At 48.0% G+C, this 20,939-nt stretch carries 26 protein-coding genes; 5 read left to right on the top strand and 21 right to left on the bottom strand.

The genetic code is table 11. From position 1 onward, the window contains the following. Window positions 1-90 precede the first annotated feature (90 nt). Window positions 91-612 (bottom strand): YfiT family bacillithiol transferase, encoded by a 522-nt coding sequence (locus BN3277_RS04050; protein ID WP_059041015.1) that lies wholly within the window; start codon window positions 610-612, stop codon window positions 91-93. A 213-nt stretch (window positions 613-825) separates the two neighbouring features. On the opposite strand from BN3277_RS04050, the gene BN3277_RS04055 reads away from it, so the two are divergent. Then, entirely contained in the window at window positions 826-1,509 is a 684-nt protein-coding gene (locus tag BN3277_RS04055) for an MBL fold metallo-hydrolase (RefSeq protein ID WP_059041016.1), read from the top strand. Window positions 1,510-1,690: 181 nt separating this feature from the next. Here BN3277_RS04055 and BN3277_RS04060 read toward each other — a convergent pair whose 3' ends face one another. The 5 genes from BN3277_RS04060 to BN3277_RS04080 form a co-directional block, all read right to left on the bottom strand. Beyond that, window positions 1,691-2,026: a cupin domain-containing protein gene (locus BN3277_RS04060; RefSeq protein ID WP_059041017.1), complete on the bottom strand. Its 336-nt coding sequence runs from the start codon at window positions 2,024-2,026 to the stop codon at window positions 1,691-1,693. Then, a complete protein-coding gene (locus BN3277_RS04065) occupies window positions 2,023-2,601 on the bottom strand; it encodes a DUF4269 domain-containing protein (protein WP_089153306.1) in 579 nt (192 codons plus the stop codon). The genes BN3277_RS04060 and BN3277_RS04065 overlap by 4 nt, the downstream gene beginning before the upstream one ends. Window positions 2,602-2,612: 11 nt before the next feature. Next, window positions 2,613-3,221: a class I SAM-dependent methyltransferase gene (locus BN3277_RS04070; RefSeq protein WP_059041018.1), complete on the bottom strand. Its 609-nt coding sequence runs from the start codon at window positions 3,219-3,221 to the stop codon at window positions 2,613-2,615. 12 nt (window positions 3,222-3,233) lie between these two features. Further along, window positions 3,234-3,944: a DinB family protein gene (locus BN3277_RS04075; protein WP_232436323.1), complete on the bottom strand. Its 711-nt coding sequence runs from the start codon at window positions 3,942-3,944 to the stop codon at window positions 3,234-3,236. A gap of 127 nt (window positions 3,945-4,071) precedes the next feature. Then, the gene (locus tag BN3277_RS04080) at window positions 4,072-5,001 is read right to left on the bottom strand and encodes a glycoside hydrolase family 43 protein (RefSeq protein ID WP_059041019.1); all 930 of its coding nucleotides are present in this window, start codon (window positions 4,999-5,001) and stop codon (window positions 4,072-4,074) included. A 113-nt stretch (window positions 5,002-5,114) separates the two neighbouring features. Here BN3277_RS04080 and BN3277_RS24860 point away from each other — a divergent pair, with 113 nt between their 5' ends. Then, complete coding sequence (locus BN3277_RS24860; protein WP_316244804.1) at window positions 5,115-5,300, top strand: helix-turn-helix domain-containing protein; 186 nt, start codon at window positions 5,115-5,117, stop codon at window positions 5,298-5,300. A gap of 61 nt (window positions 5,301-5,361) precedes the next feature. On the opposite strand, the gene BN3277_RS04085 is transcribed toward BN3277_RS24860, so the two are convergent. The 7 genes from BN3277_RS04085 to BN3277_RS04110 form a co-directional block, all read right to left on the bottom strand. Then, window positions 5,362-5,778, bottom strand: coding sequence for a hypothetical protein (locus tag BN3277_RS04085; protein WP_059041020.1), 417 nt, complete (start codon window positions 5,776-5,778; stop codon window positions 5,362-5,364). A 144-nt stretch (window positions 5,779-5,922) separates the two neighbouring features. Next, a complete protein-coding gene (locus BN3277_RS04090; protein ID WP_059041021.1) occupies window positions 5,923-6,570 on the bottom strand; it encodes a FusB/FusC family EF-G-binding protein in 648 nt (215 codons plus the stop codon). Between the two features lie 262 nt (window positions 6,571-6,832). After that, window positions 6,833-7,246, bottom strand: coding sequence for a VOC family protein (locus tag BN3277_RS04095; protein WP_059041022.1), 414 nt, complete (start codon window positions 7,244-7,246; stop codon window positions 6,833-6,835). Between the two features lie 343 nt (window positions 7,247-7,589). Then, on the bottom strand, window positions 7,590-7,790 hold the full coding sequence (locus BN3277_RS04100; RefSeq protein ID WP_059041023.1) for a DUF4177 domain-containing protein: 201 nt from the start codon (window positions 7,788-7,790) through the stop codon (window positions 7,590-7,592). 60 nt (window positions 7,791-7,850) lie between these two features. Next, window positions 7,851-7,991, bottom strand: a complete 141-nt coding sequence (locus BN3277_RS26280; RefSeq protein WP_330981632.1) for a VOC family protein — start codon at window positions 7,989-7,991, stop codon at window positions 7,851-7,853. 303 nt (window positions 7,992-8,294) lie between these two features. Next, window positions 8,295-8,534 (bottom strand): DUF3977 family protein, encoded by a 240-nt coding sequence (locus tag BN3277_RS04105; RefSeq protein ID WP_059041024.1) that lies wholly within the window; start codon window positions 8,532-8,534, stop codon window positions 8,295-8,297. Next, window positions 8,531-8,710, bottom strand: a complete 180-nt coding sequence (locus BN3277_RS04110; protein WP_059041025.1) for a hypothetical protein — start codon at window positions 8,708-8,710, stop codon at window positions 8,531-8,533. Before BN3277_RS04110 ends, BN3277_RS04105 begins: the two co-directional genes overlap by 4 nt. Before the next feature lie 333 nt (window positions 8,711-9,043). Here BN3277_RS04110 and BN3277_RS04115 point away from each other — a divergent pair, with 333 nt between their 5' ends. Further along, a complete protein-coding gene (locus BN3277_RS04115; RefSeq protein WP_059041026.1) occupies window positions 9,044-9,889 on the top strand; it encodes a sialate O-acetylesterase in 846 nt (281 codons plus the stop codon). Beyond that, a complete protein-coding gene (locus tag BN3277_RS04120) occupies window positions 9,886-10,428 on the top strand; it encodes a PadR family transcriptional regulator (protein WP_059041027.1) in 543 nt (180 codons plus the stop codon). Before BN3277_RS04115 ends, BN3277_RS04120 begins: the two co-directional genes overlap by 4 nt. Before the next feature lie 260 nt (window positions 10,429-10,688). Here BN3277_RS04120 and BN3277_RS04130 read toward each other — a convergent pair whose 3' ends face one another. Beyond that, window positions 10,689-11,348 (bottom strand): hypothetical protein, encoded by a 660-nt coding sequence (locus BN3277_RS04130; protein ID WP_059041029.1) that lies wholly within the window; start codon window positions 11,346-11,348, stop codon window positions 10,689-10,691. A gap of 405 nt (window positions 11,349-11,753) precedes the next feature. On the opposite strand from BN3277_RS04130, the gene BN3277_RS26375 reads away from it, so the two are divergent. Then, window positions 11,754-12,128, top strand: a complete 375-nt coding sequence (locus BN3277_RS26375; RefSeq protein WP_082691303.1) for a hypothetical protein — start codon at window positions 11,754-11,756, stop codon at window positions 12,126-12,128. 96 nt (window positions 12,129-12,224) lie between these two features. Here BN3277_RS26375 and BN3277_RS04135 read toward each other — a convergent pair whose 3' ends face one another. The 7 genes from BN3277_RS04135 to BN3277_RS04165 all read right to left on the bottom strand — a co-directional run bounded on the left by BN3277_RS04135 (window position 12,225) and on the right by BN3277_RS04165 (window position 20,796). Then, window positions 12,225-13,115, bottom strand: coding sequence for a carbohydrate ABC transporter permease (locus BN3277_RS04135; protein ID WP_059041030.1), 891 nt, complete (start codon window positions 13,113-13,115; stop codon window positions 12,225-12,227). Between the two features lie 21 nt (window positions 13,116-13,136). After that, window positions 13,137-14,027, bottom strand: a complete 891-nt coding sequence (locus tag BN3277_RS04140; protein ID WP_059041031.1) for an ABC transporter permease — start codon at window positions 14,025-14,027, stop codon at window positions 13,137-13,139. A gap of 71 nt (window positions 14,028-14,098) precedes the next feature. Continuing rightward, entirely contained in the window at window positions 14,099-15,838 is a 1,740-nt protein-coding gene (locus BN3277_RS04145) for an extracellular solute-binding protein (protein WP_082691304.1), read from the bottom strand. A 120-nt stretch (window positions 15,839-15,958) separates the two neighbouring features. After that, window positions 15,959-17,683, bottom strand: coding sequence for a cache domain-containing sensor histidine kinase (locus BN3277_RS04150; protein WP_232436324.1), 1,725 nt, complete (start codon window positions 17,681-17,683; stop codon window positions 15,959-15,961). Window positions 17,684-17,744: 61 nt separating this feature from the next. Continuing rightward, window positions 17,745-19,346 carry a response regulator gene (locus BN3277_RS04155; RefSeq protein WP_059041034.1) on the bottom strand — a complete coding sequence of 534 codons (1,602 nt, stop codon included), beginning with the start codon at window positions 19,344-19,346 and terminating at the stop codon, window positions 17,745-17,747. 277 nt (window positions 19,347-19,623) lie between these two features. Continuing rightward, window positions 19,624-20,151 (bottom strand): GNAT family N-acetyltransferase, encoded by a 528-nt coding sequence (locus BN3277_RS04160; RefSeq protein WP_059041035.1) that lies wholly within the window; start codon window positions 20,149-20,151, stop codon window positions 19,624-19,626. A gap of 120 nt (window positions 20,152-20,271) precedes the next feature. Next, window positions 20,272-20,796, bottom strand: coding sequence for a GNAT family N-acetyltransferase (locus BN3277_RS04165; protein WP_082691305.1), 525 nt, complete (start codon window positions 20,794-20,796; stop codon window positions 20,272-20,274). Window positions 20,797-20,939: the final 143 nt, after the last annotated feature.

Here is a 20,939-nt window from a genome sequence, read left to right on the forward strand (position 1 = left end):
ACTAAAGGTCTTTTCCAATTTCACCGAACACAAAAACAGCCCGAAGTCCTTCTCGGGACTTTCGGGCTGTTACAAGAGCGAAGGCCGGAACTAAAGATCCAGCCGCGTTCTTAACGCGGTAATATGGGCGAGATGATGATTTCCGTGCCAAGCGTAATTGCCGAGATTGTAAGCCAAGCTGGTGATTTGCCCCGATTCGGGATGGTGGAACGAGCGCTCGTAATCCGCATCGCTCAGCGATTTCAACAAATTGGTCCAACGGCGGTGCAGTGCTTCGAGCAGCGACAGCGAAACTTCGATTTCTCCCTCGTAGTCGGCCAGCGTCGCCCAGCGGTCTTCGAAATAAGGCCGGATCGTTGGCGTCTCTTCCGTTAGCGCCAGTTTTAACCGAGTATAGGCATTGATATGGCTGTCGGCCAGATGGTGCACGACTTGTCGCAAGGTCCAGCCGCCCTCGCGATAAGGCAGGTTCAGCTGGTCTTCACTCAAACCGGCAACGGCTTGCCTTAGACGCGCCGGCAACGTCTCGATGTCACGTATCCATTGCTCCCGCTGCGCCGCGGTGATCTCGCCTTCGTAGGTATACTTGCCTATCGGGTACCTCAGGTCCATGTCTTCGATCGCCTCCTGATCAGGAATAAACTGCCACGTGCTTGTTGATTCATTTATACCTGATCAGGAGAAGGTTGTCGATATCCTAGTCCGCAGAATCCAAGAAATAATCACCTTTTTATTCCAAAAGCTCGTCTCGGGTCTTGTCCTCCATCTCATTCTCTGCTACGATTTTGCAAGTAAAAATAAACCAAACAACGAGGAGGAGATCACATGGAACAAACCAAGTCACCTGGGATCATGCCGCTGTTTTTAAACCTGAACCTGCCAGAGGGGAACCAGATGCCAGTTCATGCGGCGTTGGTATGGGATACCGATCATCTCGTTCTCGTCGATACCGGGGTCCCCGGTCAGTTAGACGTGATTCGCAAAGCGTTAGGGAAGGCGGGGTTCTCCCTGGAGCAGCTGACGCACGTGATTATCACACATCAGGACCGAGACCATATCGGGAGCTTGCCAGAACTGCTCCAGGCGAAAACGGGCAAGGTGGAGGTGTTGGCCCACGAGATGGGAATCCCATACCTGTCCGGTGAAATCCCCTTGATCAAGAGCGGCGTCTATGCCAAGCCGGCGAAGGTCGATACGGCGCTTCATGACGGTGACGAGCTGCCGTTTGGCGGGGGATTGCGGGTCATTCATACCCCCGGACATACGCCCGACCATATCAGCTTGTATCATCCTTCCAGCAAAACGCTGATTAGCGGGGACGCGCTTGTTTCCAACAATGGTAAGGTGTTACCGCCCGAGCCGAAGTTCACACCGGATTACCCCTTGGCCCTTCAGTCGGTTGAGAAATTAGCCGCACTGGATGTGGAAACCGTGATTACCTACCATGGCGGCGTATGTACCGGGCCGGTCCAAGAACGGATGAAGGAGATTGCGGCAGGCGGAAAATAAACCGTTTGCGACAGCGGAACCGCCAGATATCCCCTACCGGCTTAAAGCCGGTTAACCAGTTTAATTCGCTGTCTTCCATGAAACGCGACGGCCAGCTTCGTCCGTCCTCGCCCCAATCGGTAAACGTGCGGACCGACTGGTAATAAGCTTCGATCCGCTCGGCCGTTGGCTTCCAGCGGATTTAAGCCAGCACTCGGTCCCCCCGCGTATTCGGGCGGGAGATGACAAGGAATTCCACTGCTTCAGCGGATCGGTTTATCGCCTGATGCGGCATATTGGCCGGAATCTCGAGTCCTTCATGTGGATGAAGCTCGTGCAGGGTCCCGTCCAATTCGATCTGCAGGCGGCCGGACAGGACGAAGCAAAACTGCTCGGCCTTTTCGTGAAAATGCCTTACTTCCTGGCTATCCGGAGGCATCTTCTCATGAATGATGCTGTAATCCTCCCGATCCAGCAGCCGCCAACCGTCGCAATTCCCGCCCCACACATAATGCTCCGCATTCTGTTTGCTGATCATTTCGTACCGATCCTTTCCGCGATAAAATGGCGCAGCCGGGCATCATCCCAGTCATACACGGCCAGTAACGTTTCATAAGGGTCGCCTTCCAGCCGAAAAAAACGACCAAACGCCGGCTCCGTCTTTAAACCGTCCACCTTTAGCCTCCGGATCGCTTCCCGGGCTGCTGCCCCACCTATCTCCAGCATCCGATGCTCAATCACCATGTGCCGGTAGGCGTTTTGCGCCGTCACCGGCTTTGGTTGGCCAAACATTTCGAACGCCAAGCCGCGATACGTAAAGTTTGCGACCGTACGCAGGAGGCCGCCGACGGTTTTGCTGGAACAGGTGTACTCCTCGCAGGCCCCAAAATGAAGCTTCAGCTCCTGCTCAAACCGGTTGGCGTCATACACCTCGCAGATGATGTCCAAGTCGCTCCCGGGCACATCGATACCGAGCGGAATCGTTCCATCTAAGACCGGATGGTAGGCATCCAGCCTGCTCATCACCTGCAGCTCCTCCATCGCCTCATAAGCCTGACGCTGCCGCGCATTGCCATTTTGCAAATAGGTGAGATCGAAGAAGTCGCTCATCATCGTTTCGCCTCCTATGTACTTCCTGGCTTCGCCCGCAGCAATTGGACCATGTCCATCCAATAACTTTCCGCCGCGATAACGTTAAGACCTGCCTGTTCGGCCAATTGCCGGATATCCCGCGTATGATGACAGCCATAAGCCCGGTATAACAGAGGATCCAACGATTTCTGCAGCACGGCGATCACAGGGCGGGAGCTGATGCCATGTTCCAACAGTAAAACTTCCCCTTCCGGCTTGCACCAGCGGCGAAGCTTCTCCATTAACTCCAGCGGCCGCTCATAGCTGCAGAACGAAAGGGTGGAAACCACCGTATCAAACGAATGCTCGGCAAAATCCGCATTCTCCATATCCGTGCACACGAATTCCGCATTCACATGCAAGTGGTTAGCCCGGCGTTGGGCCTTCTCCAGCATAGCCGGACTGAAGTCGACCGCCGTGACGTGCACCCCCAGCGGATAGTAGGGGAAGTTTGCCCCCGCTCCCACGGCTAACTCCAGCACCCGTCCGCGGGCATGGCTTAGTAGCTGCTGGCGCCAACGGCCTTGGGCCGGAGTTTCCGTACGGCGATCATATTGATTGGCCTGCTTGTCAAAGATACGCACTAACCTCTGTTTATCCATCCAATCCCCCTCTTAACTCTTCTTTTGGATCCGCTGTTTGATCCGGATCGCCTTGTTCAAGTGCAGAAAATTATGCCGGGTCGCAGGCATCAAAATCAATCCGGCGAACGTTTTCTTGCCCCAATATTCCAAGAGCCATTCAGCATCCGGCTTCACCGCATTTTGGGCACGGAGCTTGTCAATTCCCGAGGCCGGGACCTTGCGCTTCATCTCCGCGGGCTCCATGCTGCGGACGATCTCCCGGGTGCGCCGGCCTACTTCGATCCGATAATCCAGCAAGGCGTCAATGTCGATCCCGGCGCTCAGTTCGGCGGCTTCCTCCTCTGTCATGCCGTTCCCCGTGTGAGCGCAAGAAATCCTTAGCTTGGATAGCCAATTCCCCTCGGCAAAAATCTGCTCCCGCCCCCCGATCAACACGTTCACCGTCATGTCCTCAATGCGAGCGATATGCCATAGATGCCAGACGATCGAGTTCGTCGTGTCAGGTGCCTTCACAGGATATTGGCGAAGCGTCTCCTCCCGAATCCCATCCAGCAATTCATCCTCCAACGTGCTCAGCTTAGCCGCCGCATCAACGTCCGCCATCTTGGAAACATACAACCAGGCATGCTGGCTCAGAAACAACTCCACCGCTTGCTCATACCCTCTTGGATTCTTCAAAAGAGCGGTTAACCGTTGATGCTCGGCATTCCAACGCTTTCTTTCCGCCAACTGTATCGTCATTCCCTGCGCCTCCCTTCCTGTTATCTCCTACTTCGCGATGCTTTTGGCCTATCCCTGCCAAGCAATAAAAGAAACACACCCTAATTGGGTGTGTTTCCCGTTTTTTCCGTTAATCCCGTTTCGTCGGCTAACGCTGCAGCGGTCTGGCCTCGACGCCTTCATGGGTCATTTGCACCGGTTGGATCCGCCCATCTGCGTCAAACAACATTCGATCGATGCAAACTACGCGATGATTCGCATCCGTTTCGCTGAGCGGCCGGCGATGGTAAACAATGTACCATTCGTCGCTGCCCGGAATTTGCAGAAATCCGTGATGCCCGGCGCCGGTGGCGATGGCCGGATCCTGCTGCAGTATCTTACCTACGCGCTTGAACGGCCCAACAGGCGAATCGGACATGGCGTAGGCCACGGAATAATCCGGCCCGGTCCAGCCTCCCTCAGCCCACATGAAATAATAAATGCCGTTACGCTTAAACATGCAAGGCCCTTCAACATAATGATTCGGGGTGATCTCCTTAAACGTGGTTCCGTCCTCGAACGTATCCAGGTGAATCATATCTTCAGTTAATTTTGCGACATTGCAATGTCCCCAACCCCCGTAGTACAGATAAGCACTCCCGTCGTCATCGAGAAACACATGGGGATCAATCGGCTGCGCGCCAAAATGAAACCGATCGATCAACGGCTTGCCCAGCGCATCCCGGTACGGGCCCTCCGGACGGTCGGCAACGGCCACGCCGATTCCGCCCAGCTCCTCGTTGCTTTGAATATCGTTGGCGGAAAAGTAGTAATAGAACTTTCCGTTGCGTTCGATCGGGGACGGAGCCCATAACGCCCGCCGTGCCCAAGCAATGTCTTCCCTCGTCAAGATGCGCTCCACCTTCGTCCACTCCGTCAAATCTGTGGAATAGAAAGCATCAAAAAACGTCTGTTCATCATAAGGGGCCGAATACGTCGGGTAAATCCAATACCGATCCTGAAAAATCCGCGCTTCCGGGTCCGCATACCAGCCGGGAAATACGGGATTGCCGGATCTGTTATTCCGCTCTTCGTTCATGGGTGCCTCCTTCTCCTTATGGCATCGGTGTGCATATACGCTATATTCTCCATCACGGGTAACCATACCTGCCTGGGACCCTGTCCCATCGACCAACGCCGTCTCAGGTTCGCATCTCCGTCGCCAAGCAGTTGCTCGAAACGTCCAAACTGTCCGTGTACGCCGTGGCGAACCAGGTCGGTTACGCCAACTACTCCTATTACTCCAAGCTGTTCAAGCAGGAGGTCGGGGTGACACCTAACGAGTACAAGAAGAACCCGCGGAGTGCGGCACAGTGGGCGGTAAGGGAGCGGGCCTGAGGCTAGAAGAGCGCATGAAAAAGGGGCTTCCCGACGGTTGGGGGGCCCCTTCACTTGTATTCTATTTTTGCACCTTAAACGTAAATTTCCACTCTGCGGTGTTCCCGGAGTATCTCCCCCGATTTTCTGTAACTTTAACCTTTAATGCCTTATGAATGTCCTTGGTCACAGCGGACACCTTAATCGAAGCGTTGGCTGAACCGCTGTCCGGGACTTTATCCTGCTCTTCCACATACGCTTTTAGCTTGAGACTCTCCGTTGATTTGAGGCTAAGACTGACGGTCGATCCTTCCTCAATTTCTTTCCCATTCACCGATGCAGCTGTATACCACTCGTTGCCGACATGATCGTTCTCAACCAGTTCGACGCTAACGAGGGTCACCTTGAGTTTAACCGTTTTGGTTGCAGCCGACACAGGCTGAACCAAGCAAACAAATATAAATGATAGCAACAGCATAACCTTAAGTGCTTTTTTCATTGAGAGTGCCTCCCTCAAGTCATTTTAATTGTTCCGTTATCACCTTGGTTTCGCTTCCATTTTACTCCAATGCCTGAGCACCTACAATCCTTGCAAAAGCAAAAAGAAGACCACCGTATAACGGTGATCTTCTTCTCTCCATATTTATTTTCCTACCGAAAGCAAGAACCTCTCCAAGGCTCCCGTATCCGTAATGCTGTGGTTGCAGCCCTGGTTCTCCAGGCAGACATAATGCCCGTACATGGAGAAGTTATCCGGCGAAGCATTGGCGGATTTGGTTTTGACCGAGAAAAAAGCAAGCTCCTGATGCCGATTGCAGAACAAGCAATACCCTTTCTTGTTGGTCGGCGTTATCCGTCCTTCGATGCCGACAAACCGACCTTCATGCGGATAGACGATAAACAGCTTGTTCGACGCGATATCTACCCAACTCAAGTACGTCACGTAACGAAAGTCGATGGAGGCGAGATCCGGTACTTTCAGTTTCTTATTTTTAGGGAATAGCTTCTCAATCTGCTTCGCCGTAATCGGCGGAAAAGGCTCCAGATATCCTTCTAATGCGCCAAGATACCTTTGGAAATCGTAAGCCGTCTCGAAGGAAGCGATTTGACCCAGCATCTGCTTCTGCTCCTCCGTCAGCATCGGAAAGGCCTCAACAATCTTCGTAACGGCACTAAACCTTACGGTCTCCAGAACGCTTCGATCCGCGACGGTACGCAGTGTTCTCTGAAGAAATTCCGCTTGTTTCTTGATCACGTTATACTGGTGGTTTCTAATAAATGGTGTACTCATAGCTTTCAGCCCCTTATTTGTGATGTACCCTCAAATCGATAAGGTGCAAAGCCTGTTATTAGAAACGATAAAGTTAAGTTTGGGCGATCGAATTCATCCTCTCGCACCCCACGCAAAGTATCGCCCTAGATCAGGCTTTGCATGAGGACTTCCTAGCAAATGAGCAATCGCGAATTGCCATCTGTAAAACCCCCAATTCCATTTTATAGGCAAAAGTATAACAGCAAGTTCGGAAAGCCGCAATTCCATTCCAAGTATCCTGCTAGATTCCCGCCGTGTTCTGCAAGACGACCCTCCAACCGTCCGGGTCGCATACGGTGATACCCTGTTGTTTCCAATAAGGATTTTCAGGTTCAACTTCAGGATAGCCCATGGAGTTTAGTCGCGCGACGATTTCATCCCTGGCGCTTCTATCCGGAATGTAGAATACCAACAAATTGTCTCTGGAGGGAGGGAACACCGGAACAGCGTCCACCTGCTGCGTAAACTCCAGATGATAATCGACACCCGGCAAACCAAACATCACCCCGTCATAACCTTCATGTTTTGCGAAGGAACCTACGATTTCCAGTCCAAGTCCTATCGAATAGAACTCGATGATCTTATCCATCTGATGCGTCGGGCGTGCCACGCGAAACTGAACAGCTGGCATTTGCTCTGACCACGGTTGGTTCATTGGAAGCCCTCCTCCCCTTTTACCATTTTCGGATATATCCCGCTTTTTTCAAAATCCTATAGCTGTTTGAGTTTAAGTTATCGATCGGCTCGTCCAGCGAGAAATACTTTAATTCCAGGCCTTCATCATCGTTAATGGTTGGTGTACCATGGACATTTACCGCCTCTTAAACGGCTATAGCGTTATATACCTCATCCCCATGCGGGTACTTATAATAGAACTCCGCGAACCTGTAGGAGAATGGATCACCTATGACAGCAAAGGCAAAAAACACAAATCTACCAATCGTGACCTTCCAATATAGAAATCCCTCCAAACTTATTACTGACTTTCGGGGTTATTATCAATCCGCCACGGGTCTCTTAAAAACAACGATTACTTCTCTAGATGTCCCTTGACCATAACTTGTGTCGAAACAGGACACCACTTCCCATCCGTATTGTCCATAATGGTTTAATTCACTCTCAAACTCCGTCTCATCTACTTTCCCACCCATAAATCCTCCGGTCTTCACCTTGATGGTTTTATACTCCCATTTAGTCATTGGATAACCTCCTTATGTGAATAGAACAAATTCGCTTTATACTGATCTTGATCCCACCCCTTATTTCATACGTTTCATCATGGGATGATCTTCTTTAAGCTGCAGTAGATCCCACAGATTACCATATAAATCCGTATAAAAGTCTATGGCCTCATCATAATCCTTAACAACTAGTGCGATGTGGACGTTGGATTGAAGCATGATCTTTATCCCTCAATTCTATTGTTGATCATTGGATATGCTCAATGGATTGAAATCACTTTCCAAAAATATATATGTCTTGTTCATGATCGAAATCAGAAGACACTAGCCCATTCACGTATTTGCAGCGTAAGATCCCCGGCGAATTTTGATACATCATATACACTTCATTCTTTCCGATCAATCCCATCGTTCAACGATCTCTTGGGCCTCATCGTGAATCTCGGTAATGCATACTCCCTTTGCAAGAAGATGATGAACCATCAAACAGCCTCCCTTAGAAATACGTAACTCCTTCATGTATCATTCGCCATAAAATCCAAGCAGGATCTTAAAGTTACTATTCCTCTTGGTCTGAAGCTTTACGCCTTCTCTCAGATCAAGAATCAAAACTCTCCTTCTGATCCAAACTCTCAAATAAACCGATTTCAATTTAAAAGGTGTTACGATTCCTTTCATTTCCGTCTCGGTCCCATCTTCGTGCTCGATTTCCGTTCGAATCAACCACGTGTTCCCGACCCCGATTTCGATATACTTTTTCAAGCTTCTTCAAGGGTACTTTCAAAGTAGGGACCTTCGTTGCGGGAAATATAGTTATGCATCAGCTTTCTCAAAAATGTATGATCCATCCCTTTACAATGAGCTACCAGGAGATGGTGATCCGATCGGATTACTCCTCGAGCCAACACGTGATATTTTGCGGTTGCTTTTTCTTGCATCACACCAAACCCTCCTTTACCTTTTCACATGAATGGGGCCCTACAAAAGATACATTCCTCCATCAGATCACCACCGTAGGTTCATTGGATTTTCTCATCACGATCTCATCATGATTAATCGCAGCGGATAACGCCTTCTTATACACAAAACAACCCAACCTTAGATCGCTTTTATCTTAGGCTGGGTCGTTTGGTGTCTAGGCTATTTCCACCATTATACAACTGATTGCGCAAATGCGATATTCTCCGCGTTCATTTGACTATTGCCCTAGTATGTTATAAGCTAACAATAGTCTAATTAGACTACTGAAGTGAGATAAAGGAGTTAAGCTGATGATTAAGTCATTTTTAATGTTGGGTCAGTCGAATATGGCGGGCCGTGGATATTTGCATGAAGTTGATCCGATCTATAATGAGAAAATCAAAATGCTGCGCAACGGGCAGTGGCAGATGATGACGGAGCCAATCAATTACGACCGTCCGGTCTCTGGCGTAAGCCTGGCGGCGTCATTTGCCGCTGCCTGGTCGAAGGCCCATCCCGATGAGGAAATCGGGTTGATTCCTTGCGCCGAAGGGGGCAGCTCCTTAAAGGATTGGCATCCGGAAGGCACCCTGTTTCAGCATGCCTTGTCCGAAGCCCGCTTCGCTCTGCAGTCGAGTCAAATCTGCGGGATTCTTTGGCATCAGGGAGAAAGTGATAGTTATGGTTCGCTCCATGAAACGTACTACGAGAAATTAACCTTCATCATCGAGACCTTGAGAAGCGAGTTGAATCTTAATGATGAAGTGCCGCTGATCCTTGGCGGGCTTGGGGATTTCTTAGGAAAAACCGGCTTTGGTCAGCACGCGACGGAATATCAACAAGTTAATGAGCAATTACAGCATTATGCCAATACGCATCCAAATTGTTATTTTGTATCGGCGGCGGAATTAACCGCAAATCCGGATGGGATTCACATCGATGCAGTTTCGCAGCGTAAATTTGGCTACCGGTATTTTGAGGCTTTTTCGAAAAAACGTCATGTCCTGGAGCCCCTTCCGGGAGAAGAGCAGTCGCTGAACGTGGAGCGTAACTATTCGAAAAACGAACAGATTTACCTCCATAGCATGGATTTGGCATTGGGGAAAATCACCTACGCAGAATTCGAGGCAATGATGGCGAAGGTGATGATGCCTTGATTCCCTTATTGATCCTTGGCTTACTGATCCAGAATCCCGGTGCTCACGGCTACGAGCTGTTAGCCCTCATGGAACAACGCCATTACAAATACATCGTGAACTTCACCAAGGGATCGTTTTATTACAATCTGCAGCAGCTTGAAGAGAGAGGTTGGATCGAACAGATCCAGCAAGAGTCCTCAACCAGCGGACGTGAGACTCGAAACTTCAAAATCACCCCCTCCGGAAGGGATGAATTCGAAAAGTTAATGGTCCAATACGGCACCAAATCGGAGTACGTGAACCTGCAATTTTATGGAGCGCTGCTGTTTGCTGATGAATATGACAAAGACAAGCTGCTGGAGCTGATTGAATCGCAAATCGATCAGACGATATCCCGACTCGCTCACCTGGATGAATACTTGTCCAACACGCAGGAGGTTCCGGGCACGATCGATTACTACCGCCGTATGAACGAAAACTCCCGATCCCATCACTTGGTTAACCTGGAATGGTTCGAACGATTAAAAGCGGAAATAACAAAAACCCCAGGAGCTTAGATGACATTCATCTGAGCCTCTGGGGCTTTTGGCTGTCGCTTATCGATTCTCTTTAGATTGGCGAACTCTATCTAGATGCCTCCAGGTATAATAAATCGGCCAAAACGCAAGGGGAACCAGTAGTATAAGTTTCCGGTGTTCTGCAGGTACATAGACAAAGAGCAATAATCCGATGACCAAAAAGATGGGGAGAAGAATCCAGTATCTTTTATCCAGCCAGTATTTTTTATTCGACATGTCCACTCTCCTGTCAACTTTCTTTAATTAGGATGAGAATCCCATTCCTCGAATATCACGCCCAATTGGTTGGCGGCTCGATCCACAAAAGAACTGATGACTTCATCGGTAAAGAAATGAGGAGTAATCTTAGGCTCCTTCTGCGGATCCGTAAAAAACGAAAATGTCCGATCTCTCCAACGCAAGATCTCACTTGAAGTTAACAAATCACTAAAGTCATACGATCTAACGTCCTTCAATACGTCCCATACTTCCGTTCTCCATGGCTTCCCATTATAAATATCAAAGTCCGCTTGATCCGTTTCCCTATAATATAACGTGCGGATTTCATCGTTGGTTCGACCCAAGTTCTGGTTCTGCTCCACAAACGCGGGATATAACTCACGAAACCAAAGATCATCTGTCATCAGGTGCATCATGTATCCTCGAACAAACCACGTCCAATCCCTTTCTTCCCTTTGATTTATCAGGATGTGGTAACGCTTCTTCAACCTAGACAAATAATCTCCGGGTTCGCTTGGGAAAAAGTGAGTCCTTGGTTTATCCTCCTTCGTGATCCCCTCTCTCATATGCATCGCATCCGGAGCAAGATTGCCAAGATAAAAGGTACCCATCGGATCCTTCATTCCCTGTATTTCTGCATACGCGACCGCAACACTTAAATGAACCATGGGTAAGGGCATGGGGTCATCTCCTTTTACTTGAGTTGTGGTTCTTTGAACAAACTCTCATACTCTCTCTTCAAGAGGCTCATTATGAACAATGAGTCATAACCATCCGAGGTTTTTATACACTCCCGTAATTTCCCTTCGATTTGAAAACCTAGTTGTGGGCCTGCATTTTCACAAACACATATTGCTGGATAAGTCTTAGTAGCTCTTTACCATATTCCAAAAAAACGCCCCAGCCCAAGATAGCTCTTATCTTTGGCTGGAGCGTTTGTTGTCTGAGCTTCTTCCATGATTATACAACAATATGTCTTGAACAGAATCTAGCAAAATCAAACGATCTTCCTACTCTATTGGTCTACACCGAATCTAATAGACTGCAATATGCTATATCAACCTTCAAACAAAGGAGTGATATAGTTGCCAAACAGAGATGTACGCCTTGCACTATGGTCAGGCACTAATTTTTCGGGTCGTCGGATTCTCCTCAGACGTGGTGGAGTTGCAATTCGCGATCTTGGAGCGTTCCGGTTTAACAACGAGCTTTCAAGCTTCCGACTCAGAAATGTTGTGCGCAGCTCCCAAGTCACACTGGTCTTGTTCTCCAGAACCAACTTCCAAGGTTCCTTCCGCGTGTTCCGGGGAAGCCAAAATGTATCCAACTTGGGCAGTGTTAACTTCAACAACGTCACAACTTCGTTGATTCTAGTTGGACGTAATCTGACAAACGCAGAAATTGCCCGAATCCAAAGCACTGGTAGACCACCTAGAGACATTCTTGTTATCAGACAATAGTTAATATTCTATGACCCCCAGCCTTAGACCGCTATTGTCTAAGGCTGGGGGTTCATTATGGGGAAGGATTCCTAGATGAGTGGTTCCCCTTGTTCATCATGCCTTCACACTGCCGAGCACCAGACCGCTCGTAAAGTATTTCTGCAAGAAGGGATAGACGGCTAAAATGGGGAGCGCCCCTAGGAATAATTGAGCTGCGCGCCCAGTCCTTACGTTCATCATCGCCAAGAGCTGCGTATAATCGTTGTTGGATCGCTGCATAATTTGTTCGAAATTAAGCAACAGCGTCTGCAAATAACTTTGCAGAGGATAATTGGCGGTGTCGTTCATATAAATAATGCCGTCAAACCATGAATTCCAATGACCCACGATGCTGAACAAACCGACGGTAGCCAGAGCCGGCTTTAAGACCGGCAGCAGAATTCGAATTAGAATCTGCAAAGGGCCCGCTCCATCGATCGTGGCCGATTCCTCAATCTCTTCCGGCAATCCCCGAATGAAGTTCATCAGAATAATCATGCTGAAAACCGGAAGCGCCCCCGGGAGGATTAAGGACCAAAGAGAATCGATCAACCCCGCTTTAACAACAATTAGATAATTCGGAATAAGCCCCCCGTTGAACAGCATCGTCACCACGAAGAACCCCATATAGAGCCCGCGGCCCGCTACTTTATCTTTAGTTTTGGACAGAGGGTACGCGGTAAGCACCATTAAGACAAGATTCACAAGCGTCCCCAACAGGACGCGCTGGACCGACACCCATACAGCTTGAAAAAACTCCCCGCCCTTGATTGCAAACTCATATGCCTTCGTATTGAAATCAACCGGCCAAAAGGCGACGTCCCCCGCCGATACAGCCGCACTACCGCTGAAAGAGACCGCAAGCAGGTTAACGAAGGGCAGAATACATAGCAGGGACGTTAAAATTAGAATCAAGTAGTTTACCGCTTGGAACAATCGACGTCCCGGACTGCGGTCTAAAATCATAGGATGGCCTCCCTTTCCCCGTTAAAAAATTCGATAGCCGGCGACCCGATCCGCCAAGAAATAGGACAAGGCGACCATTACGCAGGAAACAACCGATTTAAACAAACCTACTGCGGTGCCTACGGAATATTGCGCTTGCTGAATCCCGAGGCGATAAACGTACGTATCAATGATGTCGCCGGATTCATATACGGAAGGGGAATACAGGTTGAATATTTGGTCGAATCCCGCATTTAACACATTGCTCAGAGACAATACAGACATGAGCACGATCGTGGGAGCAAGCAATGGTAGTGTGATATAGAGCGTTTGCTTCCAACGTTTCGCTCCATCTATAACCGCCGCTTCATACAAACCTGGGTCAATACTGGTTAAGGCCGCTAAATAAACGACGGTTCCAAACCCAAATCCCTTCCAGATATCCGTCACAATCATCGTCCAAGGAAAGATGGAGGGATCCCCTAGGAAAGAGACGGGTCCCGCACCAAACAAGCCAAGAAACGAATTGACGATCCCTTCTAAGCTCAGAATATCGATCATGATACCGGCCATAATCACCCATGACAGGAAGTTTGGCAGATAAACCAACGTTTGGAAGGTACGTTTGATAAACGTACGAGCGACTTCATTCAGCAGCAAGGCAAAGATGACGGGCACGACGATGCCGCCGATCATTTTAAAGAAGGACATGTACAGGGTATTCCAGATCGTTCTAAGGAAGTTCGGCTGTTGAAAGACGTGTTCAAAATTCTCCATGCCCACCCATGGGGAGTTGAAGCCCAGCCCCGGATTATAGTCTTGAAAGGAGATCATCAATCCGTAAAAGGGCAAGTAGCTGAAAATAAAAACAAGAATAACCCCCGGAATGAGCATGAAGTGGAATGCTCGCTGCCGCCATAATTTGTTGAGCATGCTTGGTCCTCCGTTCAAATCGTCTTGATGGGAAAAGAAAGCGAGCAGGGCTCGCCTCTCTTCATAATGGATTAATTTGCGGGTTGCCCGTACATTTCGTTGACAGCTTCAGTTACGTCGTTTCCGCCGGCTGTCCGCCAGTTCTCCACTACTTTATCGAAATAATCAATGCTCTCTGCCCCCATGATAATCTTGGTAAAGCCTTCTGTGAGAATATCGTCCAAGGTCGATCCATACTTCACGAGCACCTCAGGCGGAGCGCCCCATAGCGCGGTCTTGATATACTGCTCGTTGTCAAGAACGGACTTGGCAAGGCCGTAGGCAGGCTTTGGGCTGCCTTGTTGAAGAAAATCACCTGTAGCGGCTGGAGTCCCATTTTTCTTGAATTCTACGCTGTTGTTATACTTCTGCCACATCCCGCTTGTCGTGAATTTACTTGTGTCGTTAGTTTTCAGTGCTTCACTCACATGCTCGAACTGGGTATAGTCGGTTTCCGGATTAATAATTTTAAATGCCCCCGTGACGTGAGCAATGTCGTTATCCAAGAAGGCGGATAAAGTTTCAGGGTCCTCTTTCTGTGATCCTTCATCTAGCATGGAAGCATAGAAATTGAGCAATTTAATCGCCGCCTCCGGATTTTTACAGTTCTTGTTAACTACCGTATAAACTCCGTTGGCAAAGAAAATGGAATGCGTGGCTGGCTTGCCGTCGACGGTCGGAATATTGTAGGGATAGAATATCGCGTCTTTACCCAAGTTGGTGACGACGTCTACGCCCGGGTTATATCCCCACCATTGGTAATAAGGTTGTATGCCCGACTTGCCTGATACCACACCTGCGTTCATGGCACTAAAGTCTTTAATGGCAAATTCCGGATCAATGATACCGAGTTTATACCATTCCGCCCAATCGGCGAGAGCCGCCTTCATCTCAGGTTGGACCGTTCCGTAGACCAGTTTTCCGTCTTCTCCCGGGATCCACATATCCGGGTGGGCCCCCCAACCAATCGCCAGAAGATTCAAATAATCGAGCGTCTGATCCGCGGCAATGCCAAAGCCGCCATAAGCTTCTTTAAATTTAAGGGCGATATTCTTAATGTCTTCGGTCGTCGTCGGATCCGGCAACCCGAGTTCTTCTTTCCAATCATTGCGAATCCAGATGTAATCCGGCTGATCGATGATCCCCCAGTGCATTTGAGGAATCCCGTATAACTTCCCGTCTTTCATTCCGGATTCATAACTAGAGCGGTCGGCTTCCATGTAACTCTTCACACGGTCGGAGGCATACTTATCGAAAACTTCGGTTAAATCCATGATCATATCCGCCTTAATCAATTGCTGCAATTGGGTCGGATTCACATGGAATACATCAGGAAGCTTCTTGGAAGAGATTGCCAGATTTAATTTCGTATCATACTCGTCGGTTACCCAATCCGTCACGACGTCAATGTTGAAGCGCTCTTTATACGCCCGCGTCCAGATGTTCTTGGTCATGTTGTCGCCATTTGGAAATTGCGCAGAAGCATATTCGGCGCGAACGGTATGAAGGGTGACAGGTTCTTCATAGGAGCCAAACGCATAATCGACCTCCCCCTTTTCATTCGTTGCCTGTTTGGGTTCTTCTCCGCTTCCGGCGGTTTTGCTCGTGTTTGCGGAATCACCGCAGGCCGATAGCAATGCAAGAACTAAGGATAAGGATAGTAAAATGGAAACTAGCTTTCTGTTCATGTTTACCCCCTCATGAGTATGAAATACTTTCGCCTTTATTGTAGAAGAAGCACCCGGTAGCAAGAAATCGACGGAATTGACCATTCGATGTTGGATTCTTTACTTTCCGCATGTAGGGCCATCCATGTATCTACAAAGAAGTCAAATTTATATAAGCAAAGTAAAAAAAGTGATAAAACCATGTATCGCAAAACCATGGCCGCCTTAGTTCTCTTTCAATTTCGGTAGAACCATGCGGATGGCAGTGCCTTCCCCCCACTTGCTCTCCAATTCCAATCCGTGTTGCTCTCCATAATGAAGCTTCAGGCGCCGCATCACATTATAAAGTCCAATGTTCTTCGCTTCACTATCTCTGCCGCGAGTAAGTGATTTAGTAAGGGACTGGAGCGTTTCTTCGTCCATGCCAACACCATTGTCATGAACGGCGATCCGAATCTCACTGTCCGAACGTTCGACGATGACCGTGACAGTACCGCCCTCCTCTTTCCATGCTAAACCATGGAAAATCGCATTCTCCACCAGCGGTTGAAGGATCAGCTTAGGGATTTGTTCATAGAGGGTATCCTCGTCCGCTTCAATGACCAGTTGAATTCGGTTGTAGTAGCGTACCTTCTGGATGATCATATAGTTACGCAGATTATCGAGTTCCTGGCGAACCGTAACCAGAGCGTCTTCGGACCGGGCAGCATAAAACAGCATCTCGATGAGCGCATCCGTCATTTCCACGATTTTGTCCGCTTGCTGCATGGAGGCGATCCACTTCACAGATCCTAGGGTATTGTAAAGAAAATGCGGATTGATCTGGGACTGCAACGCGCGTATTTCGACCGTAGCCTTGTCCTTCTCCTCTTGTTGAATCCGTTCGACAAGCCGTTTTAATTCATGGGACATTCGGTGAAACCGAGTAGATAGATGCCCGATTTCGTCGCGAGAACGAATTTCCTTCACCTGATCGAACTGCCCTTTCTCGACCAGCAGGATATTTCTCATCAGTTTTTTAAGGGGATGGGTGATCACAGTGGATAATAAGATCGAAACGATTGCAAGGAAGATTAGCATGAGGGTAGCCAGCAAGTAGAGGTTGTGTCGCAAAAGATTTCCCTCGGCCGATAACTCCTTCTTTGGCATATAGAGATAGGTCGTCCAGCGTTGGCGTTCGAAGCGGCTAGCGACGATAAGATGATCCGTATCCTTGGGCCGAATCGTTTCTGAGAATTTTTGGCCAATTAACGAGAAATCATTGTTATAAATGATATTGTCGGATTCGTCCACGATCGTGAATCGCTTCCGCAACGACTCTTGCAGCCGATTGCTGGCAATATCAATGACGCCAAGATCAATGCTAACGACCATGAAGCCAAGCAAGGTACCGCTGTCCGTATCCAAAATCTTGCGAACATGCGAGATGGCCAGCGTATGGTTCTGGGTTTGTCCGTCAATGTGAGTATCAAGAATCATCATTTTGCTGGTGGAAACTTGAAAAAATTGAAACCATTCTTCTTGGGTCGGGCGATAATGATAGTTATAGGGCTTTTTGGTACCAACAATCAGATCTTGTCCGCCATTCAGATTGTACACGTAGATAGAGATTTCTTGATCTTTCATCAAAATGTAGTTCATCAGCATACCGTACACTTCATTCTTGTTCTGTTCGCTGTCGTCACGTAGAAACTCTTGGATCGGGTAGTTTTTCTCTGCTGAGTTGTTCAGGCTGTTCATTCCAAAGGTCGTTACAAGTGATATTTTCTCGATTTCCTTAAAATACTCGTCGATTCGGATATTCGTCTGTTTGGCGACCTCCATCAACAATTCCGTGTACTTTCGTTCCAATAGATGCTGGGAGGAGAAATAGGAGATGACCGTCATCACTAAGATCGGCACGATGATGACCGTTAGACAGATAATCAATATTTTCGATTTGATGCTCATAAAGGGTAAGCGCTTTCCCATTAGTTCACACTGCAACCCCTTTCTACGCAAAGTCGATGGATTATCCGCGATATTCCTCAGGACTCATCCCCACTGTTTTTTTGAAAATCTTGCTGAAATAGGGGTAGTTGTGATACCCGACCTTTTCGGCGACTTCCGATATTTTGAATCTTCGGTTCTCCAGTATGGATTTGGCTCGCTCCATTCTTACTCGAGTCAAGTACGAAATGAAATTCTCGCCTTTTTCCTGCTTAAAGACCCGACTGAGATACGAGGGATTGACGTTGATCTGATTCGCGACGCTAATGAGAGAAATCTCTTCGGCATAATTTCGGTGGATCAAATCAGCCGCCAGGTCCGCATAACTTCTCTCCGGTAACGGAGAATCCAACACGATACATTGACTTGCATATTCCAGTACAATCTGGTGGATCTCATCCCAGGTCTCTGCGGCTAACACGGCTTCATACGGGAGCATCTCCGCTTTGGAGTGCCGAAACACACATTTTGAGAAACCTTCGGTACTGATGATTTCGGCTAAACCCATGTAGAACTCCCGGATTTCGCGTTCGTTTGCTTGCTCAGAGACCAGTATTTGCCGAATCCCATGGAGGGCATCTTCCAGTTTCTCCTTCTTCTGACTGTCCAACGCCTTTCGAAATTCCGACTTCCATTCCTCCATCCGGAAGATATGCCTTTCCCGCACCTCACGTTTGTTGATTTCAGGATTCTCATAAAACAAAATTCGGCCGGTCCCCCAAAAAAATCGGTTTCGAAGAGCATGATTCGCTTCACGGTAAGCTGTTCTCAAGCAGCTTAAGTTCCTGATGACGGAACTAACCCCAACAGAAAACGTGACGTTCATAAAGTCCTTCATCGCTTGTTGGATGTCCCTGCATAAATGATGGATCTCTGCTAGCGCGGCTTCACTTTGAACCGTATTGATCATAAGCAAATAATCGGAGGAGCTTTCGATGACGATCTCCTTGTCCCACTTTCTTGGGATCATCTCTTCCAAAATATTCAGAATGGAAAAGCGCAGCAGTTTCTCGTCCTTCTCCACATATTTCTTACGCACCCGTTCGAAGTTGTCCAGATGAAACTTGATCACCCGTAATTCGTCGGAACGAACGCGGACATGGAGATGTTCTGCCTTCAGCACTGCTTCACTAACATCCAGCAAGCCGCTGATCCAGTCCTTGAACAAATTTTCTTTAAGGTACGAAAGACTTTCCGAATAATCCACCGATGGTTCGCTTTTACCGGAAGAAGCCCTGTCATCCAACAGCCTCTGCCGGACGACCTCCAGCAGTTGGATCAATCCTGCAGGCGTGATCTCATTCTTAATCAAATAATCGACCGCTCCCAGTTGCATCGCTTCTTTCGCATAACTGAACTCATTGAAATAGCTTAGAATCACAAACTTGCAGCCCGAAACTACTTTTTGGGCTTCGCGTATCAACTGCAATCCGTCCATCAAAGGCATCTTGATATCTGTAATGATCAAGTCGGGCTGAATGCTCCTTGCCATATCAAGCGCTTCTTTTCCGTTGGATGCTTCTCCGGCGAGAACAAATCCCTGCTTTTCCCATTCGACCATGGAACGGATCCCCATACGCATCAATAACTCGTCATCGACAATCAGGAGTTTGAACATCATCATCCCTCATTTCCATTCCTTTTCCTCCCCAACGGCGATACTCGAAGTCATTTACATCTTTGATTTCTATCTTAAAGGGGGAAAAATACGGTTCCCATAGTAATTTTTGCGTCGCAATAGCACAATATTGCGCTCCATAAAGCCCCCACCTCTTGCCGGTCTCATTTCATGGAATCGCAAAAAACCCCGGCCTTAGATCACTCGGATCTTCGGCTGGGGCTTGGGTTAGCAGTCTTCCTCTACAGGATACTGCTTTGTGATGCTTATCAAGTTGCCTCACTTACGTGTTGTTCTTAATCCAATACCTTCTAATGACGTTTCCATCTTCCTCAACAAAGTCTTGATCTCGTTTGCCGCCGTTATTAAGAATCGTTTTCTCCGAAGCGATATTATCGGCATCGCAAACCACCAGCACCTCATCAATCCCAAGCTCTCTGGCCTCATCAAGCGCCAGCTTTAACATTAGAGTGGCATACCCTTTTTGTCTTTCAGATGGCCGAATGCCGTAGCCAATATGTCCCCCCGCATGATATAGAAACTCGGTTAACCGATGTCTAATATTTACTGCGCCTAGGACTCGTTCCTTCTCATTAATTAGCCAACGCGTGGAATCAGGCGCCCAGCCCTCAGGCAAACCGATCCCTTGCTCATGATCCGATAGAAACTTCAACATGCCGTGAAAATCACTCGGAGCTTGACTAATGACCCAAGGGACCATGTCCTCACCTGATTCTTTCCATTCCCGATAGAAGGAGAGGTATTCTCTTTCATATCTTATATCAGGTTTTACTAGTTTGATGTTGTTCATGGATCGAGTCCTTTCGGTGGTGGTTGTGGATCTCCTTATTCGATCAATCTTCTGCTATTTCCGATATCTCGATTTAATAAGCTTGAATATTTCCATGAGTCGATACTTCCTCCAGCAGATCTACAAATTGCCCTCTAAGTCTTTGATCAAATATAGAAGTAAATCGTCATCCACCATTACTGAATTGCCCGGTTCCACCGGAACATTCTTATAGGTGATCCCATTGCCATCCATGACATATCCTCGAGAGGTATACATTTTTTGAGCATGACCATAATCTTTATATAGCCCTACACCCAGGCCAATAAATCTTGAGGATGTGGCCGCAATGATTTCCAACTCATCAAACATGGCACTTGCAATTTTCTTTCGCCGAAACTCAGGAAATACATTCAAATCATTTATCTCGGGGATTTGATGATCTTTGAAAAAGGGGTACTGTGAATTAATAAGCAAGTGACAACAACCCGCAAGTTGCCCTTCATAATAAGCAATTAACGTGATTCGACTCCCCGAAATGTTTTCTATTAGGCAATTCCTAAAGTATTCTCCCGGTCGATACCATCTATATTGCTCGGAAAAGACTCGATCCAATAGATCGGCCTCCTCCATCGAGGTTAATTTTTTCGTTAATATGGCCCCCATACTGTCCCCCCCTTTAAAGTTCTGTGATACTCAGTTAACCTTCCCTTATTAAGGTTACTCTACGGGAATCATATTGTTCCTATTACTGTTTCTCTTTTTCGTATACTCCTTAATTCTTATTGCTGGTAATCCACGTCTCTTTC

This window comes from Paenibacillus rubinfantis (assembly GCF_001486505.1).
Classification (GTDB): domain Bacteria; phylum Bacillota; class Bacilli; order Paenibacillales; family Paenibacillaceae; genus Fontibacillus; species Fontibacillus rubinfantis.

Coding starts and splice junctions, on each gene's coding strand:
- BN3277_RS04050 (WP_059041015.1), bottom strand. CDS start 612: ATGGACCTGAGGTACCCGATAGGCAAGTATACCTACGAAGGCGAGATC.
- BN3277_RS04055 (WP_059041016.1), top strand. CDS start 826: ATGGAACAAACCAAGTCACCTGGGATCATGCCGCTGTTTTTAAACCTG.
- BN3277_RS04060 (WP_059041017.1), bottom strand. CDS start 2,026: ATGATCAGCAAACAGAATGCGGAGCATTATGTGTGGGGCGGGAATTGC.
- BN3277_RS04065 (WP_089153306.1), bottom strand. CDS start 2,601: ATGATGAGCGACTTCTTCGATCTCACCTATTTGCAAAATGGCAATGCG.
- BN3277_RS04070 (WP_059041018.1), bottom strand. CDS start 3,221: ATGGATAAACAGAGGTTAGTGCGTATCTTTGACAAGCAGGCCAATCAA.
- BN3277_RS04075 (WP_232436323.1), bottom strand. CDS start 3,944: ATGACGATACAGTTGGCGGAAAGAAAGCGTTGGAATGCCGAGCATCAA.
- BN3277_RS04080 (WP_059041019.1), bottom strand. CDS start 5,001: ATGAACGAAGAGCGGAATAACAGATCCGGCAATCCCGTATTTCCCGGC.
- BN3277_RS04085 (WP_059041020.1), bottom strand. CDS start 5,778: ATGAAAAAAGCACTTAAGGTTATGCTGTTGCTATCATTTATATTTGTT.
- BN3277_RS04090 (WP_059041021.1), bottom strand. CDS start 6,570: ATGAGTACACCATTTATTAGAAACCACCAGTATAACGTGATCAAGAAA.
- BN3277_RS04095 (WP_059041022.1), bottom strand. CDS start 7,246: ATGAACCAACCGTGGTCAGAGCAAATGCCAGCTGTTCAGTTTCGCGTG.
- BN3277_RS04100 (WP_059041023.1), bottom strand. CDS start 7,790: ATGACTAAATGGGAGTATAAAACCATCAAGGTGAAGACCGGAGGATTT.
- BN3277_RS26280 (WP_330981632.1), bottom strand. CDS start 7,991: ATGCTTCAATCCAACGTCCACATCGCACTAGTTGTTAAGGATTATGAT.
- BN3277_RS04110 (WP_059041025.1), bottom strand. CDS start 8,710: ATGCAAGAAAAAGCAACCGCAAAATATCACGTGTTGGCTCGAGGAGTA.
- BN3277_RS04115 (WP_059041026.1), top strand. CDS start 9,044: ATGATTAAGTCATTTTTAATGTTGGGTCAGTCGAATATGGCGGGCCGT.
- BN3277_RS04130 (WP_059041029.1), bottom strand. CDS start 11,348: ATGCCCTTACCCATGGTTCATTTAAGTGTTGCGGTCGCGTATGCAGAA.
- BN3277_RS04135 (WP_059041030.1), bottom strand. CDS start 13,115: ATGATTTTAGACCGCAGTCCGGGACGTCGATTGTTCCAAGCGGTAAAC.
- BN3277_RS04140 (WP_059041031.1), bottom strand. CDS start 14,027: ATGCTCAACAAATTATGGCGGCAGCGAGCATTCCACTTCATGCTCATT.
- BN3277_RS04145 (WP_082691304.1), bottom strand. CDS start 15,838: ATGGTCAATTCCGTCGATTTCTTGCTACCGGGTGCTTCTTCTACAATA.
- BN3277_RS04150 (WP_232436324.1), bottom strand. CDS start 17,683: ATGAGCATCAAATCGAAAATATTGATTATCTGTCTAACGGTCATCATC.
- BN3277_RS04155 (WP_059041034.1), bottom strand. CDS start 19,346: ATGATGATGTTCAAACTCCTGATTGTCGATGACGAGTTATTGATGCGT.
- BN3277_RS04160 (WP_059041035.1), bottom strand. CDS start 20,151: ATGAACAACATCAAACTAGTAAAACCTGATATAAGATATGAAAGAGAA.
- BN3277_RS04165 (WP_082691305.1), bottom strand. CDS start 20,796: ATGGGGGCCATATTAACGAAAAAATTAACCTCGATGGAGGAGGCCGAT.